General features: G+C 36.5%; 13 protein-coding genes. 6 read left to right on the top strand and 7 right to left on the bottom strand.

The window, feature by feature from the left end:
* The first annotated feature begins 69 nt into the window (after positions 1-69).
* From KHA88_RS18055 to KHA88_RS18035, 5 genes are all read left to right on the top strand, one after another.
* A complete protein-coding gene (locus KHA88_RS18055; protein ID WP_249308741.1) occupies positions 70-1,602 on the top strand; it encodes a response regulator transcription factor in 1,533 nt (510 codons plus the stop codon).
* Positions 1,603-1,617: 15 nt separating this feature from the next.
* Positions 1,618-3,381, top strand: coding sequence for a sensor histidine kinase (locus KHA88_RS18050; RefSeq protein WP_213099664.1), 1,764 nt, complete (start codon positions 1,618-1,620; stop codon positions 3,379-3,381).
* Positions 3,382-3,528: 147 nt separating this feature from the next.
* Positions 3,529-4,809, top strand: coding sequence for an ABC transporter substrate-binding protein (locus KHA88_RS18045; protein ID WP_213099665.1), 1,281 nt, complete (start codon positions 3,529-3,531; stop codon positions 4,807-4,809).
* A gap of 119 nt (positions 4,810-4,928) precedes the next feature.
* On the top strand, positions 4,929-5,804 hold the full coding sequence (locus KHA88_RS18040; RefSeq protein WP_346729074.1) for a carbohydrate ABC transporter permease: 876 nt from the start codon (positions 4,929-4,931) through the stop codon (positions 5,802-5,804).
* Positions 5,797-6,621 (top strand): carbohydrate ABC transporter permease, encoded by an 825-nt coding sequence (locus KHA88_RS18035; RefSeq protein ID WP_213099666.1) that lies wholly within the window; start codon positions 5,797-5,799, stop codon positions 6,619-6,621. Before KHA88_RS18040 ends, KHA88_RS18035 begins: the two co-directional genes overlap by 8 nt.
* Before the next feature lie 113 nt (positions 6,622-6,734).
* On the opposite strand, the gene KHA88_RS18030 is transcribed toward KHA88_RS18035, so the two are convergent.
* From KHA88_RS18030 to KHA88_RS18010, 5 genes are read right to left on the bottom strand one after another with little or no spacing between them, the layout of a single operon-like run.
* Positions 6,735-7,535 (bottom strand): AAC(3) family N-acetyltransferase, encoded by an 801-nt coding sequence (locus KHA88_RS18030; RefSeq protein ID WP_213099667.1) that lies wholly within the window; start codon positions 7,533-7,535, stop codon positions 6,735-6,737.
* A gap of 58 nt (positions 7,536-7,593) precedes the next feature.
* Positions 7,594-8,175 carry an ABC-2 transporter permease gene (locus KHA88_RS18025; protein WP_213099668.1) on the bottom strand — a complete coding sequence of 194 codons (582 nt, stop codon included), beginning with the start codon at positions 8,173-8,175 and terminating at the stop codon, positions 7,594-7,596.
* A 12-nt stretch (positions 8,176-8,187) separates the two neighbouring features.
* Positions 8,188-8,829 (bottom strand): ABC-2 transporter permease, encoded by a 642-nt coding sequence (locus tag KHA88_RS18020; RefSeq protein ID WP_213099669.1) that lies wholly within the window; start codon positions 8,827-8,829, stop codon positions 8,188-8,190.
* On the bottom strand, positions 8,826-9,689 hold the full coding sequence (locus tag KHA88_RS18015; RefSeq protein WP_213099670.1) for an ABC transporter ATP-binding protein: 864 nt from the start codon (positions 9,687-9,689) through the stop codon (positions 8,826-8,828). Before KHA88_RS18015 ends, KHA88_RS18020 begins: the two co-directional genes overlap by 4 nt.
* A 5-nt stretch (positions 9,690-9,694) precedes the next feature.
* Positions 9,695-10,066, bottom strand: coding sequence for a GntR family transcriptional regulator (locus KHA88_RS18010; RefSeq protein WP_213099671.1), 372 nt, complete (start codon positions 10,064-10,066; stop codon positions 9,695-9,697).
* Between the two features lie 132 nt (positions 10,067-10,198).
* On the opposite strand from KHA88_RS18010, the gene KHA88_RS18005 reads away from it, so the two are divergent.
* The gene (locus tag KHA88_RS18005; protein WP_213122622.1) at positions 10,199-11,629 is read left to right on the top strand and encodes an aldehyde dehydrogenase family protein; all 1,431 of its coding nucleotides are present in this window, start codon (positions 10,199-10,201) and stop codon (positions 11,627-11,629) included.
* A gap of 45 nt (positions 11,630-11,674) precedes the next feature.
* Here the strand turns inward: KHA88_RS18005 and KHA88_RS18000 are convergent, their stop codons facing one another.
* Together KHA88_RS18000 and KHA88_RS17995 are read right to left on the bottom strand one after the other, a co-directional pair.
* Positions 11,675-11,821 carry a hypothetical protein gene (locus tag KHA88_RS18000; protein ID WP_213099673.1) on the bottom strand — a complete coding sequence of 49 codons (147 nt, stop codon included), beginning with the start codon at positions 11,819-11,821 and terminating at the stop codon, positions 11,675-11,677.
* Positions 11,822-12,019: 198 nt separating this feature from the next.
* Entirely contained in the window at positions 12,020-12,160 is a 141-nt protein-coding gene (locus KHA88_RS17995) for a hypothetical protein (protein WP_213099674.1), read from the bottom strand.
* Between the last annotated feature and the right edge of the window lie 164 nt (positions 12,161-12,324).

Raw genomic sequence — 12,324 nt, 5'->3', positions numbered from 1 at the left:
TTTTGTTTGAAATGTCTCATGATATAATGGAGTTTCTGATGAAAAATCGTTATTTAACTGGTGAGGAGGATGACAGTACCAGTGAACGAATGGTGCAAGGTATTGATTGTTGATGATGAAGTTTTGATTAGACAGGGAATAAAACATTATATCAATTGGGAGCAAGAGGGCTTTCAGATTGTCGGAGAGGCCGCGAATGGAAGAGAAGCATTGGACATGATAGAAAAGTTGGATCCTCACATTGTGATTACCGATATCGTTATGCCGATGATGGATGGAGAAGAATTGACAAGGGCTATAAAAAAAGATTATCCCAATATTGAAGTTATTGTGCTAAGCAGTTTTGGAGATTTTGACTATGTACGCTCTACTTTTCAAAGTGGAGTTGCTGACTATATATTGAAGCCTAAATTAGACGGACCAGAACTTAAGAAGGCGCTACAGCAAGCGGCTAAGAAATTCCCGTTTTTTACTACCGGAAAGAATTCAAAAGATACTATTCCAACTATTGAACAAATGATCGAAAAATTGATATCTGGCTATGAGATTGATCATCCCCTTGAGACGATAACTGAAGTTTTTCCTTACAGCCATTTTTGTTTGTTAGGAATAAACGGTACGAAATCTAGACAGTTGGAGGAGGATGCTGAGAAAAACTTAAAGCTTCATCTAAAGGATATTTCCATTCATCCAGTTGCCACGACGGACCTGGACATCACATATCTTTTAAATTTCAATATAGATAAACTGCCATCAATTCACGAAAGTATAAAAGTAATGTCTACATCTGATCGAGAGATTGGCTGGATAGTGAGCGAGCCCTTCACTTTAATTACAGATTTGAAAATCTATTATGACCAACTTTTAAAAATGATTCAGTATCATTTTTATCTTCAAAATAATTCGGTATTAATATATGATGAGCTGCCTAGCCAACTAGCTAATGGGAACAACCCCTTCAATTTAAACCGTTTTACTGAAGATTTTAAGCGTGAACAGTTCGACTCTGCTTTTGATTACCTGGAAAAGCATGTTGATGATCTGTCTCGCCAATATACTATGGATGTATTTGAATTTAAATCGTTTCTAGGTAATATCATATTCAATATTACAGTTCTATTAGGCAATATGGATTATGATAATGAAGCATTGGAAAAAGAAAAATATAGCTATTTTGCATCCATAAACGATGCAACACATGTAAAAGAAGCGACTGCGCTTTTACATTCGTTTCTAGCAGAGGCGAATACTATTATTACATCTAAATCTAATGATATTAGTCACCCAAATATGCGAAAATTGTTAGATTATATCGAAAGACATTACGCCGAGTCGATTAGCCTATCGGAAATGGCGAAACATTTTCACTTCAATCCTTCCTATTTGTCCACTTTTTTTAATACGCACAATAAAGAAGGCTTTAGTGAGTATTTAAACAGAATTAGAATTGAAAAATCAGTTGAACTACTTGAAAAAGGGACGGTTTCAATATCTGAAATTAGCGGTATGGTTGGCTATTCTGACCATAGCTATTTCACTAAAGTATTTAAAAAGATGATGGGGATATCTCCAAGCAGTTATCGAAAAAGATTTTTTACATAAGAAAAGAGCATAATAATGAAGCGACTTTTAGAACGATTTAACCAACATGGCCTGTTTATTAAAATGTTCCTTGTGATGGTTATTAGTATTGTTACCGTTTCGGTAATAATTACTTTCAGCACAATCCGCATGTCTGAGCGTCTTTTCATGGAAACCTTTAGCATTACAAACTCCAAAGTAATTAATCACATCAAAACAAGTTTTGAGTCTTTTAGTTATTCGATTGTGAAAGCATCTAATAACATACAGCAAAGCGGCAAAATTAAAAGCTTCCTAACAGACAAGGATACTAATTCAATGTCGATGATGAAGGCGTATTACAGCATGGATCAGCAAATGTCTTATATCCATTCAAATGTTGATGCTTATGAACTTAATATCGTTGTTGCTGGTATAAATGGACGAATGTATTCATCTAATTATGCGTACTGGCCCGTTTCAGCTGTGGATCTAAGAAAATACCCTATTACAGATCAGAAAAAATTAACGTACCACTATTTAGGATCAAGTGAAAATAACCAAGCTCCGATGATTGTTGCATCGAAGGCTTTGGTCGAGAGATCCACTGGTAACATATATGGCTCGTTTTATATTGGTATTCGAGAAAAAGACTTTAAACAGTTTTACTCTAATTATACAAGCTATGGAAATGACGTTGTTGTATTGGATCGATCGGGTGTCGTTGTATCTAGCAACAAACAAGATCTATTGGGCCAAGAGGCGATTGAGCTTCTTCACTACGCTAAAGAAATTGAAGAAAGTGACATGGCTTATATAGATGCAGATGTGATGGGGAAAAATCATATTGTCTTGGCAGAATATTTACCATCATTGGATATGTACCTCGTTAATCTGATCAATAAAGAAATAGTCATGCACCAGTTAATCAATAAAAAAGCAATCGTGCTCATAAGTACAGTAATCGTAGTAGCTGCCTTGTTGATTGTATTTTTAATTTCAAGGAGATTGACGAGATCATTAAGGAAACTTGTAAACCAAATATCAAATATGGCTAAATATGACTTCGACAAATACGTATCAGTAAACGGCAGCTATGAAACTAGGCAATTGGCTCAAGCATTTAACTTTATGCTGGATGAGTTGCATAATTATGTTGATGAGTTAATTCAAACGCAAAAAAAGCAACGCAATGCCGAGTTGGAGGCACTTCAGCAGCAAATAAATCCGCATTTTTTATATAATACACTCACTTCCGTGAAAATTATGGTGAAGCAGGGCAATCAAGAAAAAGCCGCTGAAACAATCAATGCGCTCATTTCTTTGCTCCAAAATGCCATTGGAAATATTAGTGAAACAATTACTGTGGAACAGGAACTGTCTAATTTAAAAAATTATGTGTTTATAAATCATGTACGTTATGGGGAACGGATAAAAGTTAATTACTTTATTTCACCTGATTGTTTATCCTATCAGCTACCTAAACTTATCATCCAGCCTTTTATCGAGAATGCCTTTTTCCATGCATTTAATCATAAAGCGGGTGGGTATATCCATATCCTTGTGGCAATCGAAGGTGATCGGCTAATTTGCGAGGTCGTAGATAATGGCGATGGGATGGAAATGAAAGCAAATAAATTACCTAACTTCAAAAATAAGCGAAAACTCTTTAGTGGAATAGGAGTCCGCAACGTTCATGAACGTATTAAGCTATTATACGGCGAACAATACGGGGTAAAAATTTCCAGTGAAATTGGGGTAGGTACAAAAGTAAAAATTCAGCTGCCACTACTAAAAGAAGAAAATATTACAAGTATCTAATAAAAGTACAAATGGATGAAAAGTAAGTGTTTACAATAAGGAATAAAATTGCTATTTAATCTAAAGATCGTTCTAACGGTCTTTTTTTTCTGCATGATATTCTAAATATAAGGAAGCAAACGTTTTCACAACAAGGAGGCAACTTAATTGAGAAAATTTCTGTTTTTAATGTTAGCTACAATGTTAGTGCTGGCTGCCTGTTCTTCTAATAAAGGCGAAGGTGGCAAAGAAGGAGCAGCAAATGACAATGAAATTACTGCTTGGGCATGGGATCCAAAATTTAATATTGCAGCACTTAAGCTTGCTGAACAATCATATACAGGTGATGAAGATTTCAAGCTCAAAATTATTGAAAATGGACAACCTGATATCGTTCAAAAGTTAAATACAGGATTAAGTTCTGGGACAACAAAAGGTATGCCGAATATTGTTCTTATTGAAGATTACCGAGCACAAAGCTTTTTACAAGCATATCCAGATGCCTTTTTCGAACTGACGGACTATATTAATCCGAAAGATTTTGCAGACTATAAGATTGCACCAACCAGTTTTGAAGGAAAGCAGTACGGATTGCCATTTGATACAGGTGTAACAGGTATGTATGTGCGAACTGACTATTTAGAAGAAGCTGGATATACATTAGACGATATACAAGGAATCACATGGGACAAGTACTTGGAAATTGGTAAAGCTATCAAAGAAAAAACAGGAAAAGATATGATTACGCTTGATCCAAATGATCTTGGTATTCTTCGATTAATGATCCAAACTGCGGGTTCATGGTATTTAAAAGAAGATGGGGTAACTCCTAATCTCGCAGGAAATGAAGCTCTTAAAGAAGCTTTCCAAGTGTATAAAAATTTATTGGATGCAAATATTGTGAAACCTACTTCTGATTGGAACCAATTGGTTGGAGCTTTTAATAGCGGTGATGTTGCTTCAGTTGTCCAAGGAAATTGGATTACACCAAGTATTAAAGCTGAAGAATCTCAATCAGGAAAATGGGCAGTCGTACCGACTCCAAAATTAAATGTTTCTGGTTCAGTAAATGCATCAAACTTAGGCGGAAGTTCATTTTATGTATTAAATGTTCCAGGTAAAGAAAAAGCTGCAGAGTTCCTCGGAAAGACATTTGGATCGAATGTGGATTTCTACCAAAAGCTTGTTACAGATGTCGGGGCTCTTGGCACTTATAAACCCGCTGCCGAGGGAGAAGCGTATAAAAGTAATGATGAATTCTTTAGTGGACAATCTATCGTTTCTGACTTTTCGAAATGGATGGATGAAATTATCGGTGTAAACTACGGAATGCATACGTATGCGATTGAAGATATTATCGTTGCTGAAATGCAAAATTACTTGAATGGTAAAGACCTTGATGCTGTTCTAAAGGATGCTCAAAAACAAGCTGAAACACAGCTTAAATAATTCGCTAAAATGACTTTAACCCTTGGGCAATTCCCGCTATCTCGGTCCTAAGCACTCGTGCTAAACCGCTTGAGTGGATTGTCCAAGGCTTTTTAAGAATCAGTTAGGAGTGAAATACCGTGAGCCACAGGCTGAGAAATACTACTATTGGATGGTCTTTTATCGCAGTAGCGGTCATCCTCATTAGCTTGTTTTACTTTTATCCAATGGGTCAGGCATTAATTTTATCATTTAAATCAGGGACAGGAACAAACCTGAATTTTGTAGGTCTAGATAACTATAAGCGCCTATTTGGTGACCCAACCTTTATTGCTGCAGTAAAAAACACATTTATTTATTTAATTGTACAAGTACCTGTCATGATCATTTTGGCACTATTTATTTCCGTATTATTGAACGATCGGACATTGAAATTTAAAGGTTTTTTTAGAACGGCAATCTTTTTACCGTGCGTAACCTCTCTAGTAGCATATTCCGTTATTTTTAAATATTTATTTTCGTTAGACGGTCTAATAAATACAATGTTATTGAAGCTTCACTTAATACCTTCTGCAATTAATTGGTTGACAGATCCATATTGGGCAAAAATAACGATTATTATTGCGATCACTTGGCGTTGGACTGGATACAATATGATTTTCTATTTATCAGCTCTGCAAAATGTTGACCAATCTATTTATGAAGCGGCAAAGATTGATGGCGCTTCCCCATTCCAACAATTCTTTAAAATTACTATACCGATGTTAAAGCCAATTATCTTATTTACGTCGATTACATCAACAATCGGTACTTTACAAATTTTCGACGAAATCATGAATATTACAAAAGGGGGACCAGGAAACGCGACTACTTCAATCTCTCAGTATATTTATAATCTTTCCTTTAAATATACGCCGGATTTTGGATACGCAGCGACTGTTTCTTACGTAATCGTGTTCCTCATCGTGATTTTCGCAATTCTTCAATTTAAAGTGGCAGGTGATCGAGATGTTTAATTTGAGAAGAATGTTTGTTTATCTTTTTTTGATCATCGCAACTGTGGTCTCTGTTTTTCCTTTCTTTTGGATGATCATTAGTATGACCAATAAGTCTGTTGACATCACAAAAGGAAGATTACTTCCTGGCAGTCATTTGATGGATAATGTTACTTCACTATTCGGGTCAGTAGATATCGCTTCCGCATTAATGAATTCGGCAAAAGTATCGATTGCAACGACAGTGCTAGGTCTTATTATTGCATCATTAGCTGGTTACGGATTCGAAATATATAGAAGCAAGGCAAAGGATATCGTTTTTAATATTCTTTTATTATCAATGATGATTCCATTTGCAGCATTAATGGTTCCACTCTATCGCATGTTTGGAACCATCACGCAAACAATGCCGTTTATTGGTATCGATACATTATCAGCTGTTGCATTGCCAACGATGACAACTGCATTTTTAATCTTCTTCTTTAGACAAAGCACAAAGATGTTCCCGAAAGAAATGATTGAAGCTGGACGAATTGATGGCTTGAACGAACTAGGAATTTTCTTCCGGATTTTTGTGCCGACGATGAAGACGACATATGCTGCAGCGGCAATCATTACATTCATGGCTAGTTGGAATAACTATTTATGGCCGTTGGTTGTTTTACAATCACCTGAAAAACAAACAATCCCATTGTTAATTTCCAACTTAGGTTCTGGATACTCTCCAGACTTCGGAGTCATCATGACAGCCATCGTCATTGCCACATTACCAACAGCAATCGTCTTCTTCCTCATGCAAAGACACTTCGTTGCTGGAATGATGGGCTCAGTCAAATAAAGAAAATTCGAGTTAATTCGAGCGGTGCCTGTCACGCCCCGAGTTATGTCGAATGCAAAAACTCCCGTTGCACTTTGTTTGCAAGTGCAGCGGGAGTTTTTTATTTGATCTATTTAGCTGTAAACAAGTGGTTTACTGTAATGTTCTATTGTCTGTCTGTTGAGCGGTTCATTATCTGAAAATAGATCAGGCATATCGCGTAACATTTCCATTAGAACTTCGGTTAATAGTTTTGCATCGCATACTCTAGTTTCCGCATCGCCAAATTTACCGATTGTCATTGCTCCGCGATTCACCAAAATTTCGTCTACTTTCCAAAAATGATAGGACCAAGATAAGCCGCAATGTCTCCGGGAAGGGACATCAACTACCGTTCCGTCCTCTAATACGGATTGCAGCGGCTCAAATGTATCTGTCAACCGTCCAGGAATATCGGCCCATTCTTCGATCCCATGAATGAATGTATTTCTTATTAAATCTACTCCAACGAGCATTATCTGTGCATTTCTATCAAGAAGCCTTCCCCATGCTGAATTGCGTGCGCAAGGTGTATCGCAGTATTCATCACCTGTTGTAAATGCAACAGAGCCATTTCCAATCGCAGCAACAGAGTGGGTAGGGTGTGCAGAGCGTACCACGTTTTCACGCTTACGAAACAACTCTGTTAAAATACCAACGCATGTAGGTGAATCTTTAACTGAGAAAACTGGATTATCTGCATTAATATATTTCCAAGTATGAGTAGGTAAAGTAAGCAGCCCGTCCTCCATATATTCTTGAAAAGCATCTAAAACAGTGTCGGCTCTTCCATCAACATCACCAATGCTTTTGTAAGAAGAATGGACCATAAGCGTTCCCTTATTATTAATCCCTAAATCTTTTAAATCTTGAAGTAAACTTTCTTTTGTATGCATTTCCTCATCATGTCCTTTTTTCAGGTAGTAACTCTATTGTAGCTGAATTTTGGAAGTATTACGATAGATTTAGCCGTTCGAATACTTTTACTGAAAAATAATAAGATAGATAGAATAATATAATCGATAATAAAAAGATTGGATGAAAGTGAAGCTCTAAATGTCCGATTGTTTCACGAGTAGTCATTATAAAAATGACTATAGCAAGGCCAAACATAAATCCCGCTGACCTATAAAACAAGCTAAATGGCACATAAATCGCGATGAAAACAAGAGTGATTAATAATGTTGTTATCCACATTTCAAAGGAAAAAAACGCTAAACTCCGGTTAAAAACAAGGGCAAAAAGCGTTGTAACAATCGAAGAGACGAAAAACCAAGCTACAGCAAGTAAGTATTTAGCCCCTATATATTCTTTTCTAGTAATAGGTAGACTAACGACTAAAGGTAGCACTTTTTCTTGCCTTTTTCGATCGACTGATCCGCTGCAAAGTCCCAATGTTAAATAGAAAATCCACATATAATATGGATGCACGAAATTCGCGCCTACAAGCAAAGCAAAAAATAATACAGCTGGGATCAGAATCATATACTCCCATGGTTTTATACTTCTCATATCAGCCTTGATGATATTTAGCATGGCTATGCCTCCTCATAAATCCTTTTTCTCAAAAATCTTTACTGAAAGTAGGTAGGAAAGGCGTGTGATAATCACACTTGCCAATACAAATAAAATATTAGAAAGATAGTCTGTCGGAAAAAGTTCCCATGGCAAAGGTTCACCCGATATGTCATCAATTGTTATAGTCATCATTACAAAAAATCCTAACATAGGGAAAATCATCGTGATACCTGCTGCTATTTGATAGCCAAGTAAAAAGTAGAGTGGATAAAAAAAGGAAATAATGATAAAAGTTACACAAAGCGACAAAATCATACTAGAAATAAATCCGATATTAAATGTATTACCTAAAAGTAAGCTGATGAGAAACGCCATTGTTCCATATAGGACGAAGCCGATTCCCCACCACATGAAAGCCGCCCCGTATTTCGCTTGAACTACATTTTTTCTCGTAATAGGAAGACTCGAAATTAGCTTTAAACCCATTCGATTTGATTCAGCTGTACCGAAATTTGAATAAACGGTTAACCAAATGGCGGCATACGTCACATAAATAACAAGATAATTTACACCAGTTAATGAACTCATATAGAAAGGTAATAAGAAAAACAGTGGAAAAGCATAACCAAATAATCTTTGAGTATATAAATCTTTCAACATTAATTGTTTCATAGGGAGACTCCCCTAACAGTGTAATACATGATGTCTTCAAGAGAAGGGCGCTCAATGTATAATTGCTGAAGAAGGTGTGAATCAGCCTTTTCCAAATTAGTAACGAGTGCTTCAAATCCGACATCTGTTTTTCTAACCCCAACTGGTTCAAGGCTCTCAATATTTTTACACAAATCCCTAGGACCCTTTACAAGTCGATACTCCTTAAAAATCTCATCTTTTTCTTTGCTGAAAATAAGCTCGCCATTATTGATGAATGTAATGTAATCAGCAATCTGCTCTAAGTCTGTAGTAATATGAGTCGAAAAGAAGATAGACTTGTTTTCGTCTTGTATGATCTCTAACAATATATCAAGCAATTCTCTTCGAAAAACTGGATCGAGCCCTGATGTTGGTTCATCTAAAATAACTAGCTCAGGATGATGTGAAAGGGAGATTGCGATCGCAAATTTCATTTTCATCCCCTTGGATAAATGTTTCACTTTCTTTTTCATGGGGAGATCGAATTTAACTGTATAGGCTTTGAAAGCTTTCTCATCCCAATCCCGATAAAAAGGGGCAATAATCCGCTTGTTTTTTTCTAGTGTGAGATCTTCGTAAAAATGGCTATCATCATAAACAAAGCCAATCCGTTGTTTTATTTCTTTCGTATTTTCACTATGAGTAGTCCCGAATAATTTAATTTCTCCATTATCAATTTGCATTAAGTCCATCAAACAGCGAATTAAGGTACTTTTTCCAGCGCCATTTGGTCCAATTAACCCCATAATATAGCCTTTTTTAAAATTAAATGAGACGTTTTTTAATTCAAAATCCTTAAATTTCTTGGAGAGGCCATTAATTTCAATAATATTTTCCATACCATTCACTCCTCATACAATAGCTTTAACATCTGAATGATTTCTTCTATACTAATATTGAAAGTCTTGCTGTCATCAATAATTTCACTCAATTTTTCTTCAATTAACTTCATTTGTTTCTCTTTCAGCAGCTCCTTGTTTTGAGCAGCAACAAATGAGCCTTTTCCGGGAAATGTTTCGATAAAGCCTTCACTTTCAAGTTCGTCATACGCCCTTTTAGTGGTGATGACACTGATTTGCAACTCCTTGGCAAGTTTTCTAATGGAGGGAAGAGCAGACATTTTCGGCAGTTCCCCTCGTAAAATCTGTTCTTTAATCTGCTCTTTGATTTGATTGTAGATCGGCTGATCGTTGCTGTTAGAAATGATGATATTCATGTGAACACCTACATTTTTGATTATTTTTAACTGTTAATAACGAATATACACAGTATGAACAGTTTCGTCAACTGTGTATTTTTCTCAATATTTTGTTATAGTGAAGAAAATATGGGATATGAGGTGAATGGAATGAAATTCGGTACATATCTTAACGGGCAATATAGTGAAGCTGCCAATTATTATGATTTGATCAATCCCTATAACGATAAAGTCATTGCAGAAGTGGCGGATGGAACGGTAAAAGAGATGGAACGTGCCATAAATGCAGCATATAAAGCATTTCAAACGATGAAAAAAATGCCTGCTGTAGACCGTGCTGCAAGTTTATTTAAAGCAGCGGAATTACTGAACGAGAAGAAAGAGGAGTTTGCTAAACTAATCACCGCTGAGGCGGGAAAGCCAATCACTGCCTCACGGGCAGAAGTTGATCGTTCCGTTCAAACGTTACAATTTTCCGGAGAAGAAGCGAAAAAAATTGGCGGGGAGTATATTCCGATGGATGCGGCTGTTGGTGGGGCAGGTCGTGACGCTTATACAATTTTTGAACCAATCGGTGTCATTGGTGCTATTACGCCGTTTAACTTCCCGCTAAATCTTGTCGTCCATAAAGTCGGACCTGCGATCGCTTCCGGAAATTCGATTGTCGTTAAACCAGCCGAAAAAACGCCACTTACTGCTTTGAAATTAGCAGAGTTATTTACAAAAGCTGGCTTACCAGACGGTGCCTTAAATGTTGTACCAGGTGATGGGGCAACACTTGTGAAAGTACTATTGGAGGATGAAAGAGTTCAAAAAATTTCATTTACAGGAAGTCCAGCAGTCGGTAAGGAAATCAAAAACAAGGCCGGCCTTAAAAGGATGACGCTTGAACTTGGAAGTAACTCGGCGTTATACGTGGATGCTTCTGTCAGTGACAAGCTTGCTGAAGTGGTGGATAAATCGGTTGCCGGTGCATTCGCCTATAACGGCCAGGTATGCATCCATACCCAAAGAATTTATGTACACGAGAAAATCGCAGATGAATTTCTGAAGCAATTTGTGGAAAAGACAAAGCAACTTACATTCGGAGACCCGCTTGAAGAGAGTACAATTGTGACTGGGATGATTAACAAAAAATCTCAACAGCGTGTGCTTGAATGGGTGAAGGAAGCAGTTGAAGGCGGAGCAGACCTACTTACAGGAGGAGAAAAACAAGAAAATGGCATTCATCCAACAGTGCTGACAAATGTCAAAGAGACGGATAAAGTCGCTTGTGAGGAAGTGTTCGGTCCTGTTGTGATTATTAATCGAGTGGAATCTTCTGAAGAAGCGCTCGAACTGATGAATGATAGCCAGTATGGCCTCAATGCTGGAGTGTTTACAAATAATTTAAAACAGTCAATGCTTTTCGCTCATGAACTTGAGGTTGGCCAAGTACTGATCAACGATGTACCGACATTGCGTTTTGATCATATGCCATACGGCGGAGTGAAATCGTCAGGTTATGGTCACGAAGGTGTAAAATATGCAATTAGAGAAATGACAAGAATGAAAATGATTAGTTTAAATTATTCTTTTTAGAAAGAAAAAAATCTCCTGCAGACAACTGCAGGAGAACTTCATTTTTCACATATTCTGATCAAAATCATTAGGGGGAACTTTATCAACCCTGTGGGAATCATCAAAATTTAGACCGGTACTAATAAAGTAAGCTAGAAATGTTGCGATTGATCCTAATACACCTACTAAACAAAGGGTAACCCATAAATCCATTCCAATCCCTCCCAATTTGTAAAAATGTATGCTATTCTTGGAGCACTTCCGTGAAAAAGCAAAGAGGCATTATTTGATTTACCCTATTATAACAGGAAATAACGTAAAATTCAGAATATTTATCGCCTTTTTGTAAAAAAAATAAAAATCTCCTGCAGAATAAGTAATCTGCTGAAGATTTTTAAGAATGTTTTTCATTTATTGATTAAAATCATTTTTTGGCAATTCGTCAATTGTGCTGGAGTCACTGGAGTTTAGAGCTGTTCCAATAAAAAAACTGAGAAACACTGCGACTACTCCCATTAATCCTAATAAACCAAGCAATATCCCAAGCTGCATGTAAAATCCCTCCTACATAAATTATTCACGAGGTTGAAAAAAGAAGAGGTATGTATTCTTTTTTCCAGCGGATAAAATACATATAATTGAACATACATTATAGTTAATTATAGGAGAATTAATTCTATTAATCAAAGAAACTTTGTAAAAATAAGCAATACAAT

It is taken from the genome of Lederbergia citrea (assembly GCF_018343525.1).
GTDB classification, from domain to species: Bacteria; Bacillota; Bacilli; order Bacillales; family Bacillaceae_C; genus Lederbergia; species Lederbergia citrea.
Note: the sequence above shows the minus strand (reverse complement) of the source record. Positions and strands in the feature narration are given on the sequence as shown.

Excerpts from the sequence above, each read along its gene's own strand:
- KHA88_RS18055 (WP_249308741.1), top strand. The coding sequence starts at position 70 with ATGACAGTACCAGTGAACGAATGGTGCAAGGTATTGATTGTTGATGAT.
- KHA88_RS18030 (WP_213099667.1), bottom strand. The coding sequence starts at position 7,535 with ATGCATACAAAAGAAAGTTTACTTCAAGATTTAAAAGATTTAGGGATT.
- KHA88_RS18010 (WP_213099671.1), bottom strand. The coding sequence starts at position 10,066 with ATGAATATCATCATTTCTAACAGCAACGATCAGCCGATCTACAATCAA.
- KHA88_RS18000 (WP_213099673.1), bottom strand. The coding sequence starts at position 11,821 with ATGGATTTATGGGTTACCCTTTGTTTAGTAGGTGTATTAGGATCAATC.
- KHA88_RS18035 (WP_213099666.1), top strand. The coding sequence starts at position 5,797 with ATGTTTAATTTGAGAAGAATGTTTGTTTATCTTTTTTTGATCATCGCA.
- KHA88_RS18015 (WP_213099670.1), bottom strand. The coding sequence starts at position 9,689 with ATGGAAAATATTATTGAAATTAATGGCCTCTCCAAGAAATTTAAGGAT.
- KHA88_RS17995 (WP_213099674.1), bottom strand. The coding sequence starts at position 12,160 with ATGCAGCTTGGGATATTGCTTGGTTTATTAGGATTAATGGGAGTAGTC.
- KHA88_RS18050 (WP_213099664.1), top strand. The coding sequence starts at position 1,618 with ATGAAGCGACTTTTAGAACGATTTAACCAACATGGCCTGTTTATTAAA.
- KHA88_RS18005 (WP_213122622.1), top strand. The coding sequence starts at position 10,199 with ATGAAATTCGGTACATATCTTAACGGGCAATATAGTGAAGCTGCCAAT.
- KHA88_RS18020 (WP_213099669.1), bottom strand. The coding sequence starts at position 8,829 with ATGAAACAATTAATGTTGAAAGATTTATATACTCAAAGATTATTTGGT.
- KHA88_RS18025 (WP_213099668.1), bottom strand. The coding sequence starts at position 8,175 with ATGCTAAATATCATCAAGGCTGATATGAGAAGTATAAAACCATGGGAG.